Annotated in this window: 22 protein-coding genes; 19 read left to right on the plus strand and 3 right to left on the minus strand. The window is 69.5% G+C overall.

Annotation, left to right across the window (positions count from 1 at the left end):
- Window positions 1–50 precede the first annotated feature (50 nt).
- Entirely contained in the window at window positions 51–803 is a 753-nt protein-coding gene (locus ACFO0B_RS21320) for a class I SAM-dependent methyltransferase (RefSeq protein ID WP_378614285.1), read from the plus strand.
- On the opposite strand, the gene ACFO0B_RS21325 is transcribed toward ACFO0B_RS21320, so the two are convergent.
- On the minus strand, window positions 790–2,820 hold the full coding sequence (locus ACFO0B_RS21325) for a M13 family metallopeptidase (RefSeq protein WP_378614286.1): 2,031 nt from the start codon (window positions 2,818–2,820) through the stop codon (window positions 790–792). The two genes, ACFO0B_RS21320 and ACFO0B_RS21325, sit on opposite strands and share 14 nt — an antisense overlap.
- Window positions 2,821–3,118: 298 nt before the next feature.
- Here ACFO0B_RS21325 and rplN point away from each other — a divergent pair, with 298 nt between their 5' ends.
- From rplN to ACFO0B_RS21405, 16 genes are all read left to right on the plus strand, one after another.
- Window positions 3,119–3,487, plus strand: coding sequence for a 50S ribosomal protein L14 (rplN, locus tag ACFO0B_RS21330; RefSeq protein WP_378614287.1), 369 nt, complete (start codon window positions 3,119–3,121; stop codon window positions 3,485–3,487).
- Window positions 3,488–3,489: 2 nt separating this feature from the next.
- The gene (gene rplX, locus ACFO0B_RS21335; protein ID WP_378614288.1) at window positions 3,490–3,807 is read left to right on the plus strand and encodes a 50S ribosomal protein L24; all 318 of its coding nucleotides are present in this window, start codon (window positions 3,490–3,492) and stop codon (window positions 3,805–3,807) included.
- Window positions 3,808–3,809: 2 nt separating this feature from the next.
- Entirely contained in the window at window positions 3,810–4,373 is a 564-nt protein-coding gene (rplE, locus tag ACFO0B_RS21340; RefSeq protein WP_378614289.1) for a 50S ribosomal protein L5, read from the plus strand.
- A 4-nt stretch (window positions 4,374–4,377) separates the two neighbouring features.
- Complete coding sequence (locus ACFO0B_RS21345) at window positions 4,378–4,563, plus strand: type Z 30S ribosomal protein S14 (protein ID WP_233016042.1); 186 nt, start codon at window positions 4,378–4,380, stop codon at window positions 4,561–4,563.
- Window positions 4,564–4,737: 174 nt separating this feature from the next.
- Window positions 4,738–5,910, plus strand: coding sequence for an aminotransferase class I/II-fold pyridoxal phosphate-dependent enzyme (locus ACFO0B_RS21350; protein ID WP_378614290.1), 1,173 nt, complete (start codon window positions 4,738–4,740; stop codon window positions 5,908–5,910).
- 646 nt (window positions 5,911–6,556) lie between these two features.
- Window positions 6,557–6,955, plus strand: a complete 399-nt coding sequence (gene rpsH, locus ACFO0B_RS21355; RefSeq protein ID WP_233016051.1) for a 30S ribosomal protein S8 — start codon at window positions 6,557–6,559, stop codon at window positions 6,953–6,955.
- Window positions 6,956–6,968: 13 nt separating this feature from the next.
- Window positions 6,969–7,508 (plus strand): 50S ribosomal protein L6, encoded by a 540-nt coding sequence (gene rplF, locus ACFO0B_RS21360; RefSeq protein WP_378614292.1) that lies wholly within the window; start codon window positions 6,969–6,971, stop codon window positions 7,506–7,508.
- Window positions 7,509–7,510: 2 nt separating this feature from the next.
- Window positions 7,511–7,930, plus strand: coding sequence for a 50S ribosomal protein L18 (gene rplR, locus ACFO0B_RS21365; RefSeq protein ID WP_378614293.1), 420 nt, complete (start codon window positions 7,511–7,513; stop codon window positions 7,928–7,930).
- A 31-nt stretch (window positions 7,931–7,961) separates the two neighbouring features.
- A complete protein-coding gene (gene rpsE, locus ACFO0B_RS21370; protein WP_378614295.1) occupies window positions 7,962–8,627 on the plus strand; it encodes a 30S ribosomal protein S5 in 666 nt (221 codons plus the stop codon).
- Window positions 8,627–8,821 (plus strand): 50S ribosomal protein L30, encoded by a 195-nt coding sequence (gene rpmD, locus ACFO0B_RS21375; RefSeq protein ID WP_233016055.1) that lies wholly within the window; start codon window positions 8,627–8,629, stop codon window positions 8,819–8,821. Before rpsE ends, rpmD begins: the two co-directional genes overlap by 1 nt.
- The gene (gene rplO / locus ACFO0B_RS21380) at window positions 8,818–9,261 is read left to right on the plus strand and encodes a 50S ribosomal protein L15 (protein ID WP_378614296.1); all 444 of its coding nucleotides are present in this window, start codon (window positions 8,818–8,820) and stop codon (window positions 9,259–9,261) included. Before rpmD ends, rplO begins: the two co-directional genes overlap by 4 nt.
- Window positions 9,262–9,425: 164 nt before the next feature.
- Window positions 9,426–10,754, plus strand: coding sequence for a preprotein translocase subunit SecY (secY, locus tag ACFO0B_RS21385; RefSeq protein ID WP_378614297.1), 1,329 nt, complete (start codon window positions 9,426–9,428; stop codon window positions 10,752–10,754).
- The gene (locus ACFO0B_RS21390) at window positions 10,751–11,302 is read left to right on the plus strand and encodes an adenylate kinase (RefSeq protein ID WP_378614298.1); all 552 of its coding nucleotides are present in this window, start codon (window positions 10,751–10,753) and stop codon (window positions 11,300–11,302) included. The genes secY and ACFO0B_RS21390 overlap by 4 nt, the downstream gene beginning before the upstream one ends.
- Entirely contained in the window at window positions 11,302–12,102 is an 801-nt protein-coding gene (map, locus tag ACFO0B_RS21395) for a type I methionyl aminopeptidase (RefSeq protein ID WP_378614299.1), read from the plus strand. The genes ACFO0B_RS21390 and map overlap by 1 nt, the downstream gene beginning before the upstream one ends.
- A 145-nt stretch (window positions 12,103–12,247) precedes the next feature.
- Window positions 12,248–14,446: a hypothetical protein gene (locus tag ACFO0B_RS21400; RefSeq protein ID WP_378614300.1), complete on the plus strand. Its 2,199-nt coding sequence runs from the start codon at window positions 12,248–12,250 to the stop codon at window positions 14,444–14,446.
- Window positions 14,443–15,240: an ESX secretion-associated protein EspG gene (locus ACFO0B_RS21405; RefSeq protein WP_378614301.1), complete on the plus strand. Its 798-nt coding sequence runs from the start codon at window positions 14,443–14,445 to the stop codon at window positions 15,238–15,240. Before ACFO0B_RS21400 ends, ACFO0B_RS21405 begins: the two co-directional genes overlap by 4 nt.
- Window positions 15,241–15,243: 3 nt before the next feature.
- Here the strand turns inward: ACFO0B_RS21405 and dtd are convergent, their stop codons facing one another.
- Together dtd and ACFO0B_RS21415 are read right to left on the minus strand one after the other, a co-directional pair.
- Window positions 15,244–15,675, minus strand: a complete 432-nt coding sequence (gene dtd, locus ACFO0B_RS21410) for a D-aminoacyl-tRNA deacylase (protein WP_378614302.1) — start codon at window positions 15,673–15,675, stop codon at window positions 15,244–15,246.
- Between the two features lie 13 nt (window positions 15,676–15,688).
- Window positions 15,689–17,182: a hypothetical protein gene (locus ACFO0B_RS21415; RefSeq protein ID WP_378614303.1), complete on the minus strand. Its 1,494-nt coding sequence runs from the start codon at window positions 17,180–17,182 to the stop codon at window positions 15,689–15,691.
- 306 nt (window positions 17,183–17,488) lie between these two features.
- Here ACFO0B_RS21415 and ACFO0B_RS21420 point away from each other — a divergent pair, with 306 nt between their 5' ends.
- Window positions 17,489–17,803 (plus strand): hypothetical protein, encoded by a 315-nt coding sequence (locus ACFO0B_RS21420; protein WP_378614304.1) that lies wholly within the window; start codon window positions 17,489–17,491, stop codon window positions 17,801–17,803.
- A gap of 9 nt (window positions 17,804–17,812) precedes the next feature.
- Window positions 17,813–18,310 carry a YbaB/EbfC family nucleoid-associated protein gene (locus ACFO0B_RS21425; protein ID WP_378614305.1) on the plus strand — a complete coding sequence of 166 codons (498 nt, stop codon included), beginning with the start codon at window positions 17,813–17,815 and terminating at the stop codon, window positions 18,308–18,310.
- Window positions 18,311–18,324 lie beyond the last annotated feature (14 nt).

Raw genomic sequence — 18,324 nt, forward strand, 5'->3', positions numbered from 1 at the left:
GGTGATCGGGACCGTATGCGACGAGCGCCGCGGTCTGCTTCACTCCATCGATGGCAGAGGCTCGCTACGACCGCACCGGCCGCACCTACACCGCCACCCGCCGCCCCGACGCGCGGATCGCGGCCCGGCTGCGCGCCGCGCTCGGCCCCGCGCGCAGCGTGCTGAACGTCGGCGCGGGCACCGGCTCCTACGAACCGCCGGGCACCGTGCTCGCGGTCGAGCCGAGCGCGGTCATGATCGCGCAGCGCCCGCCGGGCGCGGCGCCCGCGGTGCGCGGTGTCGCGGAGGCCCTTCCGCTACCCGACGACTCGGTGGACGCCGCGCTCGCGGTGCTCACCGTGCACCACTGGGCCGACGCCGCCGCCGGGCTGGCCGAGCTGCGCCGGGTGGCCCGCGATCGGGTCGTCGTGCTCACCTGGGACCACACCGTCACCGCCGACTTCTGGCTGCTCCGCGACTACCTGCCCGCCGCCGCGGCCACCGACGCCGCCCTCGCGGTGCCGACCGCCGCGGTCGCCGAGCGGCTCGGCGCGGCCGTGCACCCGGTGCCGGTGCCGTGGGACTGCGCCGACGGCTTCGCCTGCGCCTTCTGGCGCCGCCCCGAGGCCTACCTGGACCCGCTGGTCCGGGCGGGCGCCTCCATGTTCAGCCTCACCCCGGAGGCCGAACTCCGCACCGGCCTCGACCGGCTCGCCGCCGACCTCGCCGACGGCAGCTGGCACCGCCGCAACGCCGACCTGCTCGACCGCACCGAACTCGACCTCGGCTACCGCCTGCTGATCGCCGAGCTCAGAGCAGGCTGACCCGCTGATCCTCCGGCAGGAAGAGCCGGTCCCCGTCCTTCGGCTCGAAGGTCTGGTAGAACTCCGCGACATTGCGCACCACCTGGTTGCAGCGGAACTCGCCGGGCGCGTGCGTGTCCTGCAGCATCCGGACCGCCGCCGCCTCGGTGGTCTTCTCCCGCCAGTTGCGGGCCCAGGAGAAGAACATCGTGCGGTAGTCCGGCTGCTGCCCGGCGCGCTCGGCGGCGAGGCGGTAGGCGGCGAAGGCGATCTGCAGCCCGCGCACGTCGGCCAGGTTCTCGCCGACGGTGAGCCTGCCGTCCACGTGCTGGCTCGGCTCCAGCCCCTCCGGTACCAGCACGTCGTACTGGGCGACGAGCTGATCGGTCTTGGCCTCGAAGGCGGCCAGGTCCTCCGGGGTCCACCAGTCGCGGCGGTTGCCGTCGCCGTCGTACTTGGAGCCCTGGTCGTCGAAGCCGTGCCCGATCTCGTGGCCGATGGTGGAGCCGACCGCGCCGTAGTTCACCGCGTCGAGCGCGTCCTTGTCGAAGAACGGCGGCTGCAGGTAGGCGGCGGGGAAGACGATCTGGTTGGTGGTCGCCGAGTAGTAGGCGTTCACCGTCTGCGGCGACATCGCCCACTCGCTCTTGTCCACCGGCGTGCCGAGCCGGGCGAAGGCCCGCCGAACCTCGAAGGCGTTCACCGCGAGCAGCGATTCGATGAGCTTGCCGCGGGTGATCCGCAGCGTCGAGTAGTCGACCCACTTGTCCGGGTAGCCGATCTTGGTGTCGATCTTGGCCAGCTTGGCCAGCGCTTCCTTCCTGGTCGGCTCGGACATCCAGGACGAATTGGTGAAGCTCTCCCGGTAGGCCGCCATCAGGTCGTCGACCATGACGAGCGCGCGCTCCTTGGCCCCGGCCGGGAAGTGCTTCTCCACATAGAGCTTGCCGAGCTGTTCGCCGAGGTTGGAGTCGACCACCCCGACCGCCGACTTCCACATCTCCGGCTTCTGCTCCAGCCCGCTGAGCTGCTTGCCGAAGAAATCGAAGCGGGCATCCGCGATGGCGGCGGGCAGGAAACGGGCGTAGGCCTGGATCACGCTCAGCTTCAGGTACTCGCGCCAGACCGCGATATCCACCTCGGCCCACAGCGCACCGGCCGCGGTCACGAAGGAGGGCTGCCCGACCACCACCTTGTCGAAGAGCGACTTGGGCCGGTCGGTGTTCCCGGCCAGCCACGGCTCCCAGTCGAACTGCGGCGCGAGCGCCGTCAGCTCGGTCCAGGACATCAGGTTGTAGGTGGCGTCGGTATTGCGCAGCCGGACGTTGTCCCAGTGCGCGGCGGCGATCCGCTTCTCCAGGTCGAGCAGCCGCTGCGCCACCCCGGCCGGGTCGGGCAGCCCGGCGCCGGCGGCGGCCTTCCGCAGGTAGGTCTGGTAGCCGGCCAGGTCATCGGCGAACTCCGGCTTGCGGTAGTACTGCTCGTCCAGGCCGAGCCCGGACTGCCCGATGCTCGGGATGTACTGGGTGGAGTTCTTCCGGTCGATGCCGATGCCCATGCCGATCAGCCCGCCGATCGGCAGCGCCGCCATGACCTTCGCCAGCTCCGGCTTGCCCGGTGCCCTGTCGATCTGCTCGAACAATCCGGCAAGCGGGGTCAACCCGAGCCGCTCGATCTCGGCCAGGTCGAGCCGGGCGTCGTACAGATCGCGGATCTGCTGCGCCTCCGAGCCCGGCGCCGGGTCGGCGATGCTCTCGATGAGCTCGCGCAGCTGCAGCTCGGTGCGCTCGGTCGCCTCGGTGATCGCGCCGACCTGCGCCTTGTCCGGCGGCAGCTGGAACTCACGCAGCCAGCGGCCGTTGACGTGCCGGTAGAGGTCGTCCTGCGGCCGGATGGCGTCGTCCGCGCCGCCCATGTCCACCCCGGTCAGGCGCACCGGCGCCTCCTCGGCGGAGCAGGACGCCAGGTAGACGGCCGCGGGCACGACACCGAGCGCCACCAGGAACGCGCGCCGGTCCAACCGGCCGGATGCAGTCACCAGGATTCCCCTATCCGATGCGACCGCCCGCCGCATCCCGTCTTCGGCGCCCGACCGGCGCACCTCACCCGCGCGAGGCTACCCCGCCACCCCCGATTTCGACCGGTCCAGGTGTTTCCCATACACTAGTGCGGTTGCCTGCGGAGGCCGTGCCCCCGCAATTCGGCAGTGAACCCCCAGCGGCGGCTCCGGAACCTCGGAGGACCACTGGCAGGCGCGCGCCGGAGGGCAGCCGACCACGCCCGTCGGGTCGGAAATCCGGCGTGCTTCATGTCCAGGTCAACGAAAGGTTGCTGAAGTGATTCAGCAGGAGTCGCGGCTGCGCGTCGCCGACAACACGGGTGCGAAGGAAATTCTCTGCATCCGCGTGCTCGGTGGCTCGTCGCGCCGCTATGCCGGTATCGGCGACATCATCGTCGCCACCGTCAAGGACGCCATCCCCGGCGGCAACATCAAGCGGGGTGAGGTGGTCAAGGCCGTCGTCGTGCGCACCACCAAGGAGCGCCGCCGTCCGGACGGTTCCTACATCCGCTTCGACGAGAACGCGGCCGTCATCATCAAGCCGGACAACGATCCGCGCGGCACGCGCATCTTCGGCCCCGTCGGCCGCGAGCTGCGCGAGAAGAAGTTCATGAAGATCGTCTCGCTGGCCCCGGAGGTGCTCTGACCATGAAGGTGCACAAGGGTGACACCGTGCTCGTGATCTCCGGTAAGGACAAGGGCGCGAAGGGCAAGGTCATCCAGGCCTTCCCGCAGCAGAACCGGGTGCTCGTCGAAGGCGTGAACCGGATCAAGAAGCATGTCGCGAACTCCGCCAACGAGCGCGGCGCCTCCTCCGGCGGCATCGTCACGCAGGAGGCCTCCATCCACGTCTCGAACGTGATGGTCGTTGATTCCGACGGCAAGCCGAGCCGCATCGGCTACCGCACCGATGACGAGACCGGCAAGCGCGTCCGCATCTCCCGTCGCAACGGGAAGGACATCTGAGCATGACCACCACCGAGAAGACCCAGCCGCGCCTGAAGCTCCGCTACCGCGAGGAGATCAAGGACGCGCTGAACAGCGAGTTCGACTACGCCAATGTGATGCAGATCCCCGGCGTGGTGAAGGTCGTCGTCAACATGGGTGTCGGCGACGCCGCCCGCGACGCCAAGCTGATCAACGGCGCCGTCGACGACCTGGCCCTGATCACCGGCCAGAAGCCGATCATCCGCAAGGCCACAAAGTCGATCGCGCAGTTCAAGCTGCGCGAGGGCATGCCCATCGGCGCCAAGGTGACACTGCGCGGCGACCGCATGTGGGAGTTCCTGGACCGCTTGGTCTCCATCGCGCTGCCCCGTATCCGCGACTTCCGCGGCCTGTCGCCGAAGCAGTTCGACGGCAACGGCAACTACACCTTCGGCCTCAGCGAGCAGTCCATGTTCCACGAGATCGACGTGGACCGCATCGACCGCCCGCGCGGTATGGACATCACCGTCGTGACCACGGCGACCAACAACGACGAAGGCCGTGCCCTGCTCAAGCACCTCGGCTTCCCGTTCAAGGAGAACTGAGCACATGGCGAAGAAAGCGCTGGTCAACAAGGCCAACTCCAAGCCGAAGTTCGCGGTGCGCGGCTACACCCGCTGCCAGCGGTGCGGCCGTCCGCACGCGGTCTACCGCAAGTTCGGGCTCTGCCGCATCTGCCTGCGCGAGATGGCGCACCGCGGCGAGCTGCCGGGCGTGCACAAGAGCTCCTGGTGAGCTGATCTCCCCCTGAACAGGGACCCGAGCCACGGCTCGGGTCCCTGTTCTGCTCTCTGCCTGATTCGATGTGAAACCGGGCATAACGGTGCTTTGTTCACGACCCATTCACCGCTGTGACAGTGGCTGTCACTAGCGTTGCCGCGGTCCGTCCGACGCACGCACCGGAGAGCTGTGAACACTCTTTCCCGCACTGCCGCACCGTTTCTCGACGAGTACGCGATCGGCGCGCTGCCCCGCCCCTCCGGTGAGCTCGGGCAGCTGACCGAGTCCTTCATCGCGGGCATGCTGGCCGAGAAGCCGCGCTTCCTCGGCTTCCCCACCAATATGGATTTCCACTTCAGCGAGCTCGCCGGAATCCTCGACATCTTCGTCAACAACCTCGGCGACCCGCGCAGCCCGGACAAGGCCGGGATCAGCTCCAAGCCGATGGAGTGCGCCGTGGTCGAGGCCGTGGCCCGGCTCGCCAACGGCGTGCCCGCCGAGACCTACGGCTACATCGCCGCGTCGGGCAGCGAGGCCAACCTGTTCGGCCTCGACCGCGGCTGCGTCGCGCTGCCCGCCGCGAAGATCTACTGCAGCAGCGCCGCGCACTACTCGATCCGCAAGGCCGCCCGGCTCATGCGGCGCGAACTGGTCGTGGTCGACGCCGACCCCACCGGCCGCATGGACCCCGCCGCGCTCGCCGCCGCCTGCCGTCGGGACGCCGGCCGCGGCGCCATCGCGGTCGCCACCATCTCCACCACCATGACCGGCGCGATCGACGACGTGGACGCGATCGTCGCCGCCGCCCGCGGCGCCGGCGAGGTCTACGTGCACCTCGACGCGGCACTCGGCGGCCTGATCATCCCCTTCACCGAACACGGCCCCACCTGGGGCTTCGCCCGCCCCGAGGTCGGCAGCATCGCCATCAGCATGCACAAGGCACTCGGCACCCCCGTGGTCTGCGCCCTCGCCCTCTGCCGCGCCGGCCTGGTGCGCACCGCCGTCGAGGGCGACTACGTCGGCGCCACCGACGCCACCCTCGGCTGCTCCCGCTCCGGCCTCGCCGCCGTACTTCTCTGGTACGCACTCTCCGGCAAGGGCATCGCGGGCCTGGAGGCGGACGCGCGCACCGCGCTCGCCGCCGCCGCCTACGCCGAGCGCGCGCTCGCCGCCGCCGGTACGAATCCGATGCGCCACCCCGCCTCGGTCACCATCGTCTTCGATCGCCCCGCCGAGGCCATCTGCCGCCGCTACCACCTCGCCACCGAGGGCGACCGGGCGCACGTGATCACCCTCCCGCACGTGCGGGAAGCGATGATTGATGCGCTGTGCCTGGAGATCGCCGAGCAGCGGGGGCTGTAGCGCTCGGAAACCTGCCGAGATCTCGAACCCCGAGCCAGGTCGGGGAGTGGTACTCGATCCGGATCGAGGTGGTGTCGAGACCCTGGTGCCGCAGGCTGTCGACGACCTGCGCGGTGAATCGCCTGGCCGGCCGGTAGTGGCTGGTCTTCGCCCCGGAACTGCGGCTGGATCGGGGTCCCTGGGGCATGGTCACCAAGGTCGGCAGTGGTGCGTCCGAGCGGAGGCCATCGGCGAGCGCCGCGTACTCCTGTGCGGGAGTCAGCGTCCCGATCGGCTCGGTCAGCAGCGCCAGGGAGATCCGCTCGACCAGGAGGCCGTTACCTCGAACATGCCCTGCTCGGCTTCGAACGAGACGTAGCAGATATCCGGAGTGGCCTCCGTTGGAGGCGCCCCGCTCCCGAACGGTTCCCAGCGAGCGAGCGACCATCCGCGGCCTCGGGCGACCCGATTTTGTCCAGGGAAAACGCGCCCTTACACTAGAGCGGTTGCCTGGGCACAGCCATGTCCTCTGTATATGCGCACCCGGCGGCGAGAACTCACCCGGTCGGCAAGTGTTGACCGGACCAGCCGAATTGTCGTAGGCCCACGGTCCGTGTGAGCGGGCGTTGCATGGGAACCGCGGCGAGAAAGGTGTCGAGGTCTAACCATGACCATGACCGATCCGATCGCAGACTTTCTGACCCGTCTGCGCAACGCCAACTCGGCGTACCACGATCAGGTGAAGGCTCCGCACTCGAAGCTCAAGGCGAACATCGCCGAGATCCTCAAGCGCGAGGGCTACATCTCCGACTTCCGCACCGAGGACGCGACGGTGGGCAAGACCCTGATCGTCGACCTCAAGTACGGGCCCTCCCGCGAGCGCAGCCTCGCCGGGGTGCGCCGGGTGTCCAAGCCCGGTCTGCGCGTGTACGCGAAATCCACCAACCTGCCCAAGGTGCTCGGCGGCCTCGGCGTGGCGATCATCTCCACGTCCTCCGGCCTGCTGACGGACCGGCAAGCGGCACAGCAGCGCGTGGGCGGCGAAGTCCTCGCCTACGTCTGGTAAGGGAGGCAGAGACATGTCGCGTATCGGCAAGAAGCCCATCGCAATCCCCGCAGGGGTCGATATCACCGTCGACGGCCAGGTCATCTCGGTGAAGGGGCCCAAGGGCACCCTGTCGCACACCGTCGCCGAGCCCATCACCGTCGTTCGCGGCGAGGACGGCCAGCTCGAGGTCGCCCGCCCGGACGACGAGCGGCGCAACCGCTCGCTGCACGGCCTCACCCGCACGCTGATCTCGAACATGATCGTCGGCGTGACCCAGGGGTACGAGAAGAAGATGGAGATCTTCGGCGTCGGTTACCGCGTGGCGGCGAAGGGCTCGAACCTCGAGTTCGCCCTCGGCTACAGCCACCCGGTGCCGGTCGAGGCCCCGGAGGGCATCAGCTTCGCGGTGGAGACGCCGACGAAGTTCTCGGTGTCCGGAATCGACAAGCAGAAGGTCGGCCAGATCTCGGCGGTCATCCACGGTCTGCGCAAGCCCGACCCGTACAAGGGCAAGGGCATCCGCTACGCCGGCGAGGTCGTGCGCCGCAAGGTCGGAAAGACGGGTAAGTGATCATGGCTAAGACCAGTGCAAGCCAGGAGAAGAAGCAGGCCAAGCGGATTCCGCTGGGCAAGGACGCGTCCACCCGGCGTCGTCTCTCGAAGACCCGCCGCCACTTCCGGCTGCGCAAGAAGCTCGCGGGCACCACGGAGCGCCCGCGCCTGATCGTGCACCGCTCCGCGCGGCACCTGCACGTGCAGCTGGTGGACGACTCGATCGGCAAGACCATCGCGTCGGCCTCGACCATCGAGGCGGACGTGCGCGGCCTGGACGGCGACAAGACCGCCAAGGGCGTGAAGGTCGGGCAGCTGATCGCGGAGCGCGCGAAGGCCGCGGGCGTCGACGCCGTGGTCTTCGACCGTGGTGGCCACGACTACCACGGCCGGATCGCCGCGCTCGCGGACGCCGCTCGTGAAGGCGGGTTGAAATTCTGATGATGATGATCGCAAACGGAAGGAACGTCTGATGCCGGGACGTCAGCGGGGTCACGGCGGAAACGGACCCGCCGGACAGAACAACAGTGGTAGTGGCGGCCCCGAGGGCGGGCGCGACAACCGCAGGGGCGGCGGCAACGACCGCCGCGGCGACCGGCGGGACAATGCCGCCGAGAAGAATCAGCTCGAGCGGGTTGTCGCGATCAACCGCGTCTCCAAGGTCGTGAAGGGTGGTCGTCGCTTCAGCTTCACCGCCCTGGTGATCGTCGGCGACGGCAACGGACTGGTCGGCGTCGGCTACGGCAAGGCCAAGGAAGTTCCCGCGGCCATCCAGAAGGGCGTCGAGGAGGCTCGCAAGAGCTTCTTCCGCGTCCCGATGATCGGCTCGACCATCGTGCACCCGGTGCAGGGCGAGGCGGCGGCCGGTGTGGTCATGCTGCGTCCGGCCTCCCCCGGTACCGGTGTGATCGCCGGTGGCGCCGCGCGCGCCGTGCTGGAGTGCGCCGGCATCCACGACATCCTGGCGAAGTCGCTCGGCAGCGACAACGCGATCAACGTCGTGCACGCGACGGTCGAGGCCCTCAAGCAGCTGCAGCGTCCCGAAGAGGTCGCGGCCCGTCGTGGCCTGCCGCTGGAGGACGTCGCACCGGCGGGCATGCTGCGTGCGCGCGCCCAAGCTGCGGGAGGTTCCCGATAATGGCAGATCTCAAGGTGACCCAGATCAAGTCGTCGATCGGGGCCAAGCAGAACCAGCGTGACAGCCTGCGCACCCTCGGCCTGCGCGGCATCCGCAAGCAGGTCGTCCGACCGGACAGCCCGGAGAACCGCGGTCTGATCAACGTCGTGCGCCACCTCGTCACGGTCGAGGAAGTCGAGGAGGGCTCGCGATGACCATCAAACTGCATCACCTGCGCCCCGCGCCCGGTGAGAAGACCGCCAAGACCCGCGTCGGTCGCGGTGAGGGCTCGAAGGGCAAGACCGCGGGCCGCGGCACCAAGGGCACCAAGGCGCGCAAGAACGTCCCCGCGGCGTTCGAGGGCGGCCAGATGCCGATCCACATGCGGCTGCCGAAGCTCAAGGGCTTCACCAACCCGTTCCGCACCGAGTACCAGGTCGTGAACGTGGGCCGCATTGCCGAACTCTTCCCCGATGGCGGTGAGATCGGCAAGGCCGAGCTGGTGGCTGCGGGCGCTGTCCGCAAGAAGCAGCTGGTCAAGGTCCTCGGCGACGGCGAGATCTCGGTCGCGGTCCAGGTGACCGCCGACAAGGTCACCGGTGCCGCCAAGGAGAAGATCACCGCGGCCGGAGGCTCGGTCACCGAGCTCGGCTGACGATCGCTCTACACCCGGTGGCACCGGACGAGTGAATGGCTCGTCCGGTGCCACTGTTAGAGTTCAGTAGTTGTCTGCCAAAGCCGTCATGGGGCTCGGCGTCTCCGAAGTAGGACACCGCTGGAACATCCATGGCACAACCGTGTCGTTCGCCAGGAGGATCTGTGCTTTCCGCCTTCGTATCGGCCTTCCGGACTCCGGACTTGCGGCGGAAGATTCTCTTCACGCTGGGGCTGGTCGCGCTGTACCGGGTCGGTGCGGCGCTGCCGTCTCCGGGTGTCGACTACCGGGCGGTGCAGGAATGTATCGACCTGGTCTCCGGCGGTGACAACGCGGGTATCTACCAGCTGATCAACCTGTTCTCCGGCGGCGCGCTGCTGCAGCTGTCGGTCTTCGCGATCGGCATCATGCCGTACATCACGGCGAGCATCATCATCCAGCTGCTCCAGGTCGTGATTCCCCGTTTCGAGGAATTGCGCAAGGAGGGGCAGTCCGGGCAGACCAAGCTGACCCAGTACACCAGGTACCTGTCGATCGCGCTGGCGATTCTGCAGGCCACCGGCCTGGTGGCGCTGGCGGCGCGCGGTCAGTTGCTGCAGGGCTGTCAGCAGGACATCCTGGCCGACACCGGCATCTTCGGCATGATCACCATCGTCGTCGTGATGACGGCGGGTGCCGCGCTGGTGATGTGGTTCGGTGAGCAGATCACCGAGCGCGGCGTCGGCAACGGCATGTCGCTGCTGATCTTCGCCGGTATCGCCGCCCGCATCCCGTCCGAGGGCAAGGGCATCCTGGACAGCCGGGGCGGCATCGTGTTCTCCCTGGTCTGCGTGGCCGCGCTGCTCATCATCGTCGCGGTGATCTTCGTCGAGCAGGGGCAGCGCCGGATTCCGGTGCAGTACGCCAAGCGGGTCGTCGGCCGCAAGATGTACGGCGGATCGTCGACCTACCTGCCGCTCAAGGTCAACCAGGCGGGCGTCATCCCGGTGATCTTCGCCTCATCACTGCTCTACCTTCCCAACCTCATCGCTCAGCTCACGGGTTCGACCAACGCGACCGACCCGAGCTGGTGGCAGGAGTTGATCCAGAAGTACCTGGTCAATCCGAGCAGCCCGGTGTACATCGGGATCTACTTCGCGCTGATCGTCTTCTTCACTTACTTCTACGTGGCCATCACCTTCAACCCGGAGGAGCGCGCCGACGAGATGAAGAAGTTCGGCGGCTTCATCCCTGGCTACCGCCCGGGCAAGCCGACCGCCGACTACCTCCAGTTCGTCCTCAGCCGGATCACCCTCCCCGGCTCGATCTATCTCGGCCTGGTCGCCGTGTTGCCCAACCTCTTCCTGCAGATCGGCAACTCCGGCGGTAGCGCCATGCAGAACCTCCCGTTCGGCGGTACCGCGGTGCTGATCATGGTGAGCGTCGGTCTCGACACGGTGAAGCAGATCGAGAGCCAGCTGATGAATCGCAATTACGAAGGGTTCCTGAAGTGAGAGTTGTACTGCTCGGTCCGCCGGGTGCCGGCAAGGGCACTCAGGCCGTCCTGCTGTCCGAGAAGCTGGGCGTTCCGCACATCTCCACCGGGGATCTGTTCCGCGCCAACATCGGTCAGCAGACCCCGCTCGGCCGCGAGGCACAGAAGTACATGGACGCGGGCGATCTGGTGCCGAGCGACGTGACCAACCGCATGGTCGAGGCGCGCGTCGCCGAGCCGGACGCCGCGAACGGCTTCGTGCTCGACGGCTACCCGCGCACCGTCGACCAGGCCGACGCCCTGGAGAAGATCCTGCGCGAGCTGGACACCAAGCTGGACGCGGTGCTCTGCTTCGTCGTCTCCGAGGACACCGTAGTGCAGCGCATGCTCGCCCGCGGCCGCAGCGACGACAACGAGGACGTCATCCGCAACCGGCTCCGAGTCTACCGGTCCGAGACCGAGCCGCTGCTGCAGCACTACGACGGCCTCGTGGTGACGGTGGACGGTATCGGCGAGGTGGACGACGTGAACGCCCGCGCGCTGCGCGCCCTCGGCGTCAACCACTGATGGTCTTCGGCCGCAAGAGCAAGAAGGTCGTCCCGTTCCGGACGGCGGGTGAGCTGGACGCCATGGCCGCGGCGGGCGCCGTCGTCGGGCGGGCGCTGGTCGCGGTGCGCGAGGCAGCCAAGCCCGGCGTCTCCACCCTGGAGCTGGACGCCGTCGCCGAGCAGGTGATCCGGGAGGCGGGCGCGGTGCCCTCGTTCAAGGGCTACCACGGCTTCCCCGGCTCCATCTGCTCCTCGGTGAACGACCGGGTGGTGCACGGCATCCCCACCGCCGAGGAGATCCTCGCCGACGGCGACCTGGTCTCCATCGACTGCGGCGCCATCCTGGACGGCTGGCACGGCGACTCCGCCTGGACCTTCGGCATCGGCGCCGTCAGTGCGGCGGACGAGCTGCTCAGCGAGGCGACCAGGCTCTCCATGGAGGCGGGTATCGCCGCCATGCTGCCGGAGCACCGGCTCACCGACATCTCGCACGCCATCGAGCTCGGCACCCGCGCCGCCGAGGTCGCGCACGGCCGCGAGTACGGGATCGTCGACGGCTACGGCGGGCACGGCATCGGCCGCGAGATGCACCTCGACCCGTTCCTGCCGAACGAGGGCGAGCCCGGCCGCGGGCCGCGGCTGGTGATCGGGTCGGTGCTCGCCATCGAGCCCATGCTCACCCTCGGCACCACCGAGACCACGGTGCTCGGCGACGACTGGACCGTGGTGACCGCCGACGGCACCCGTGCCGCGCACTGGGAGCACACCGTCGCGGTGACCGAGGACGGGCCGCGGATTCTCACCCTGCGCCCGGAGTAGGGCGGCGCGGCGCTCGGTACGCGCCGGAGTTCGACCGCCTGGTGAGATCACGATGTTCACCCGGTTGGCCTACACTCGGGCCCGTCGGCAGGCGGAGTGCGACGGAGGCTGCCGACGGATCGCGAGCGTCGGAGGAGCGTCCCCCATGGGCGAAACCAGTCCGTTTTCCGAGTACCGCAGCCAGGCGGGGGCAGGGCACATCAAGGTCGAGGCGGGGGTGGCGCTGGCCTGCGCGCAGGCGTGCCAGAATACGATCGCCGAGCTCAAGATGCTCAAAGACCTGATCGACCAGGGCTCGAACTCCGACCTGCCGCGCTTCGCGCCCGCACCGGTGACCAGTGGTCAGACACTCGCAACTGCCTTCAACGACAAGGCATTCGACATGTCCCAGCGGCTCGGTGAGAACATCACGCTGCTCACTGATATGGCGGAGACATTCAAGGCCGCGGGCAAGCGCTACGCCGAGACCGAGAACGGCAATGCCGCGGCATTCGATTCGGTGAACTCGAATCCGCCCGCACTGGATCGGACGCAGGAGGGGTACACGGCTCCGAACTTCCAGCCGACACCACTCGTCGATCGCGATGGCCTCAACGTTCCGCCCGGATTGACTCCCACCGGCGCGGTGGCTGTGGAACCGGTTCCGGTGACCCCCGACAACCCCGATTCGCTGATGCCAGCAGATCTGGTACGGCTGCACAACGAGATCAATTGGCTCGCGCCGGGCAACTCTTCCGGCGACTGGCGGTATGTGTCGGAACGGCTGAATACCGAGGGATCCGAGTTCGTCCGTGCCGTCTCCCGGCTGACCGCCGACAGTTGGGAGGGTGTCGGTGCCGCGCAGGCGGTTCAGGCGGTTCAGGCATACGGCACATCGCTGCAGAACCTCGGGCAGGCGGCGAACATGGCGTCGCAGAACCTCGACTACACCGGGCAGTGGCTGCACTACACGAAGGGGCAGATGCCCGCTTGGGAGTGGGTGGCGAGCTGCGACCTGGTCCATTACCGCTCCCAATTTCAAGAAATCTACAACGGCGGACTGCAGCACACCATCGGCGCTTTTCCCGTCTTGCCCGCTGCGCTGCCGCCGATCCAGGGTGATCAGGGTCCTGGTCCCGGTCCTGGCCCCGGCAACGGGAACGGGAACGGGAACGGGGATGGGAACGGACAGGGGTCGGGGAGCGGCTCCGGGTCGGGCGGTGGCTCCGGCTCCGGCGGCGGTGGTGCTGACAGCCTGACCGGCGGTCGGCAGGGCGGTGGTCAGCAGGGCGGTGGTCAGCAGGGCGGTGGTCAGCAGGGCGGCGTCAGTCCGAACGCCGACGAACTGCAGGCCGCCAGCCAGCAGTACGCCCAGGCCGGGCAGGAGGCCGCGAACCAGGCGGCTGGGCTCACCGGCGGCGGCCAGAGCGGTTCGGGCGAGAGCGGTTCGGGCCAAGGCGGTTCAGGCCAGAGCGGTTCGGGCCAGGGCGGTGCCGGGCTGCCTGGTGGCGGCCAGAGCGGTGCGGGGCTGGGCGGTACCGGGCTGCCTGGTGGCGGCCAGAGCGGTGCGGGTCAGGGCGGTCCCGGCTCGGGCGGCGGCTTCCCCGGCTCCGGTGCCTCGCCGATCTCCGGCGCGGGCGGTTCGCAGGCAGGCCAGGCGGCCATGGGCATTCTCGGCCCGCTGATGAACGCGCTCTCGCAGGGCATCCAGGGGCTGGCGGGGATCGCGCCGCAGCTCGCCCAGTTCGCGCAGCAGGGCGGGCTCCACCTGCCCGGCCTGCCCACCGTCGAGCAACTGCTGCAGAATGTCCCGCCGGAGGTGAAGAACCTGATCGGCAGGCTCTTCGACGGCTCCGCGCTCACCGACCTGCTCGGCGGCAAGGACCTCGCCCAGGTGCTCGGCGGCCGCGATGTGGCAGAGATTCTGGCGGGCAAGGGCATCGCGGAGATCCTCGGTTCGCGCGACCTCTACGACCTGCTGAACCTGCCGCGCCCGGAGGGGGTGGAGCCGGCCGCGCCGGCCGGCGAGCCGGGTGCGCCCGCGGAGTCGCGGCTCTTCCCGCGGGCCTCGATTCCCGGGCTGCCCGCCTTCGGCGAGCAGCTCGGCACGCCGCTGGCCGCGACCTCATGGGGGCCGGACGGCGCCGGTCTCGCGGAGCGCGACGACCCGTTCGCGGTCGCCCGGCCCGGACACCGCACCGCGGACGACCCGTGGGGCTTCGTGCTCGCGGCGCCACGGGCGGAGGCCGCGCCGGAGTCGGCCTACGTGCCCGGCGCGCGGATCGAGCCCGCGGAGCTCGAACCGGACGATGTCGCCTTCACCCTCGGGCTGCCGGAACCGGCGCGGCCGCGGACCGATTCGTGAACCGTTCCTGGAGCTTCACCGACGTGGAGTTCAAGGTGCTCTGGGAGCGGATCAACAGACGCGGCCTGCCCAGGCCGTTCACCTTCACCAGCCGGACCCCGCTGCTCGACGACTACGAGCGGGAGAAACTGGCAATCTGGGAGCGGATGCGCCCGGACGTCGACGCCGAATTGCGCGACCTCTTCACCGCCATCGGCCTTCCCGAGGTGTATGTCGTGGTGCGCGGCTGGTGGGAGGACGACCCGGACAACCCGGAAAACCAGATCCGGGCCAGGGTTGTCCGGGTGGGTGTGCAGGGGTATCTGCTGATTCAGCAGCCTGGCGAAACGCTCTGGCACAGCGGCGGGTTCACCATCGAGGAGTGCGGGCCGCGCGGTCTCGTCGATGCGGTGCTCAGGGTGCTGCCGCCGTCGCCGGCCGGGCGGACGGCGACGGTCCCCCTGGTGTTGGACCACGCCGACGAACACGAGTACCACCGGCCGGAGCCCGATTCCCTGGTCACCGAGGCCAGATCCGAGAGCGCGGCGGATGTCAGCGCCCGGTTCCTGGCCGCTCCCGGCGCCGCCACCGGTGCGATCAGCGTGCACCAGGGGCATTCGGCCTTCGGGCCGCGCGGCATTCTGAAGCAGGATATCTTCTGGCGCGACATGCTGGACGACGGCCGATACGCGATCGTGCTCGATCAGGCGCCGGTCGCCATGGGGGTGGACGGACGTCGGCTCGCCGGGCTGGTTGACGCCGCGGTGGAGCGAATGCTGGAGCGGGCCGACGCGCACTGGGAGGCACACTCCTGACCGTCACGCCTCCAGCAGCAGCGTGACCGGGCCGTCGTTCACCAGCTCCACCCGCATGTGCGCGCCGAACCGGCCGGTGCCGACGGTGGCGCCGCGCTCGCGCAGCGCGGCGGCGAAGGCATCGACCAGGGGTTCGGCCATCGGTCCCGGCGCTGCGGCATTCCAGGACGGGCGCCTGCCCTTGGCGGTGTCGGCGTAGAGCGTGAACTGGCTGATCACCAGGATCGGGGCATTCAGCTCGGCGGCCGAGCGCTCGCCGGTCAGGATGCGCAGCCGCCACAGCTTCTCGGCGAGCGCCTCGGCCCTGGCCTGCGTGTCGTCGTGGGTGACGCCGACCAGCGCGACCAGGCCCTGCGGGTCGGGATCGATCCGGCCGACGGTCGCGCCGTCCACCGTCACGGCGGCGCTCGTCACCCGCTGCACCAGGATTCGCATGCGGGTGATGGTGTCACGCCGAGCGGAAGAAGAGCACGTCCTCCCCGTAGTCGGCGAGCGCGCGCGCCTCGGCGGCCTGCCGGATCCCGCTGCTCGGCAGCTCGGTGAGCTTGGCGAACATGGCGGTGTTGCCGAAGGCGGCGCGCACCTGGGTCTCCGAGGCGTAGTCGGCGCCGTAGTCGGCGAGCACCGCGAAATCCAGCGGGGCCAGCGGGACGTCGAGCGTGACGGCGCCGGCCGGACGGCCGAGCGCGGCGTACTGGGCCGGCGCGCCCTCCTCGTACCAGCACAGCTCGTAGGACATCTGCTCGGTCGCGGTCACGCTGACCACCGGCCAGCGCTCGGCCAGCCGCAGCGCGAGCGGGTGGCTCCCGGTCGGCGCCACCTCCCAGGCCAGGCTCTTCACCGCGACCCAGCTGCCCGAGCCGCGCTCGATCAGCACCACGTCGTCGCCGAGCACCGTGTCGGCGTTGAGCTCGGGAGCAGGCACCGACCAGTGCTTCTCGTGCACGCCGAGGTAATTCGAGCTCCGCACCAGGCGTGCGCCGTCGACCTCGTAGGCGGCCAGCACCGCGGCCCGCACCTGCTTGACGGCATCCGGCGCCGAGCAGCGCACACTGAGCGCGCCGAAGCTGGTGGCGATCTCCACCGGCCGCGAGGGCTGGTCCGGCAGCGCGCCCGCGGCCAGCGGCTTCAGCCCGACCAGCGCCAGCTTCCAATTGATCTCCTCGATGGTCGCCAGGTCGCCCGCGCTCTGGTAGAGGATCTGCTGCTGGGTGAGGCGGCCCGCGCCCTGCAGGGTGCGGCAGTCCAGCTTGGTGAGCGCGGCGATCGTCTTCCCGGTGAATTCGAGCTCGGCGACCGTGAGTTCGCGCAGTTGCTTGGTCATCTCCGCGGTGGTCCAGGCGGAGTAGCGCTCCCGGTACATGGCGAGCGCCTGCTTGCGCTGCCTGCCGATGGTGAGCGTGCGCAGCAGGGTGTTCAGCGACGCCAGGTACTTGCCCGCCAGCGCCGGGTCGGCGGCGAAGAGCCTGCCGCGGATGGCGGCCGCGTCCTCGGTGGCGGCGACCGCGGTGGCCGGATCCAGCCGGAGCAGCCAGACGCCGCACTTGGCCAGCGCGTCGGCGCACATGGCGGCGCCGTGCGGCTGGGTGTGCGCCACCCGGCGGTAGGCGTCGCAGGCGCGCCGGATGGTGGTGGTGGCGAGCTCCCGGTGCCCGACCGCGCGCGCGGCCTGATCGAAAATCCGCAACGCGTCCTGGATCTCGCCGGCCAGCCGGGCCGACATCAGCCCGGCGGTGAACCAGTGCAGCCGGATCTCGACGGCCTGCTGGGCGGGCTCGAGCGCCTCGGCGGTGCGGTCGCGCGGGCCGTCGGCGCGGGTGGCGACCAGTGCCTTGGCGAGATCACAGAGCGAGGTGGCCAACTGCAGCTCGGCATCGGCGGAGCGGTCCGCCGCGGCTCGCCGGTCCGTCGCGACCCGGCGCTCCAGGACGTTCAGATCCATGGTTCCGCCGAATCCCGCATTCTCACGGCCGACCCCGCCTTTCACCGACGTTTGTGCGCAGAGTCTGCCACACACGGCAGGCTGCCGTCGCCTTCTCGGTTCCCGGACCGGTCGGTCTGTCGAGAGCCGTGCGGCGCTCCGGATTCGCGTCGGGCCGGTCCGGCCGATGGCGGCCTGACCGGGGCCGCTTCACTCCGAGTTCACCGGGAATCAACGGGCGGGTCGCGTTGGGCTGCCACCCTCGGGAATACACAGGTTGACGTGACGGGGTCGGGGTGCCCGCGGTGCCAGCGGAGGAGCGACGACATGGGTAGCAGGCTCGAAGCGTACGAGGATCGGCTGCGGCTCGCGGCCACCGCCACCGACGGTGTGCGGGATCGGATCAACGGGGTGCTGACCACCCTGACCAGCGCGATCGACGGGCGCGGCGCGCCGTGGGGCAACGACGCGATCGGCAACCAGTTCCTGAACGGCAGCGATGGCAACGGGTACGCCGTCGGCCGTACCAACCTCGTCGAGGGAACCGGCAACATGGCCACCACCTTCGGCAACTTCTGCGGCGCGCAGACCGAGGCGGCGAACCAGCTGGCGGCCATGGACGACAACCACGGCTTCGACTGATCCGCGCCGATGCCCAACGAACGCACCCGCGCCGAGCTGAACGCGGTCATCGAACAGGTCGGGCAGCAGTTCCGCACGATCGCCCAGATCCAGCGGGACCGGGCCGATCTCACCGCCAGCGCGACCGCGCGCAAGCGCGTCACGGTGACGGTGAATGCCGACGGCGTGGTGATCGAGACCAAGTTCGCAGGCAATATCGCTGACCTGGAGTACAGCGAGATCGCTAAGGCCGTCACCGAAGCGGCGCAGCAGGCCGCCGCCGAGGTGGGGCGCAAGGGCCAGGCTCTGATGGAGCCGCTGAACGACCAGCGTGCCCGGATGCCGAAGCTCACCGACCTCATCGAGGGAATGCCGGACTTCGCCGCGCACCCGCCCGCACCGGTGCCTGCCTCGACCGCGCCGCCGCACGCCCGCGAGAGCGGCGGCGCGGCAATGGAATTCGATGACGTCGAAGTGGTGCGGCCGGAGGGCGCGCGCGACCGCGGGGTCACGGATTCCGGTTGGTGAACCAGAGCTGATCC

The sequence above is a fragment of the Nocardia jiangsuensis genome (assembly GCF_042650385.1).
Classification (GTDB): Bacteria; Actinomycetota; Actinomycetes; order Mycobacteriales; family Mycobacteriaceae; genus Nocardia; species Nocardia jiangsuensis.

What these genes read in the sequence shown, in the direction of transcription:
- rplO (WP_378614296.1), top strand. Translation starts at nt 8,818, where the DNA reads ATGACCATCAAACTGCATCACCTGCGCCCCGCGCCCGGTGAGAAGACC.
- rplE (WP_378614289.1), top strand. Translation starts at nt 3,810, where the DNA reads ATGACCACCACCGAGAAGACCCAGCCGCGCCTGAAGCTCCGCTACCGC.
- rpmD (WP_233016055.1), top strand. Translation starts at nt 8,627, where the DNA reads ATGGCAGATCTCAAGGTGACCCAGATCAAGTCGTCGATCGGGGCCAAG.
- rpsE (WP_378614295.1), top strand. Translation starts at nt 7,962, where the DNA reads ATGCCGGGACGTCAGCGGGGTCACGGCGGAAACGGACCCGCCGGACAG.
- ACFO0B_RS21320 (WP_378614285.1), top strand. Translation starts at nt 51, where the DNA reads ATGGCAGAGGCTCGCTACGACCGCACCGGCCGCACCTACACCGCCACC.
- ACFO0B_RS21425 (WP_378614305.1), top strand. Translation starts at nt 17,813, where the DNA reads ATGCCCAACGAACGCACCCGCGCCGAGCTGAACGCGGTCATCGAACAG.
- ACFO0B_RS21400 (WP_378614300.1), top strand. Translation starts at nt 12,248, where the DNA reads ATGGGCGAAACCAGTCCGTTTTCCGAGTACCGCAGCCAGGCGGGGGCA.
- map (WP_378614299.1), top strand. Translation starts at nt 11,302, where the DNA reads ATGGTCTTCGGCCGCAAGAGCAAGAAGGTCGTCCCGTTCCGGACGGCG.
- rplR (WP_378614293.1), top strand. Translation starts at nt 7,511, where the DNA reads ATGGCTAAGACCAGTGCAAGCCAGGAGAAGAAGCAGGCCAAGCGGATT.
- ACFO0B_RS21345 (WP_233016042.1), top strand. Translation starts at nt 4,378, where the DNA reads ATGGCGAAGAAAGCGCTGGTCAACAAGGCCAACTCCAAGCCGAAGTTC.
- ACFO0B_RS21420 (WP_378614304.1), top strand. Translation starts at nt 17,489, where the DNA reads ATGGGTAGCAGGCTCGAAGCGTACGAGGATCGGCTGCGGCTCGCGGCC.
- rplX (WP_378614288.1), top strand. Translation starts at nt 3,490, where the DNA reads ATGAAGGTGCACAAGGGTGACACCGTGCTCGTGATCTCCGGTAAGGAC.
- ACFO0B_RS21415 (WP_378614303.1), bottom strand. Translation starts at nt 17,182, where the DNA reads ATGGATCTGAACGTCCTGGAGCGCCGGGTCGCGACGGACCGGCGAGCC.
- dtd (WP_378614302.1), bottom strand. Translation starts at nt 15,675, where the DNA reads ATGCGAATCCTGGTGCAGCGGGTGACGAGCGCCGCCGTGACGGTGGAC.
- rplF (WP_378614292.1), top strand. Translation starts at nt 6,969, where the DNA reads ATGTCGCGTATCGGCAAGAAGCCCATCGCAATCCCCGCAGGGGTCGAT.
- rpsH (WP_233016051.1), top strand. Translation starts at nt 6,557, where the DNA reads ATGACCATGACCGATCCGATCGCAGACTTTCTGACCCGTCTGCGCAAC.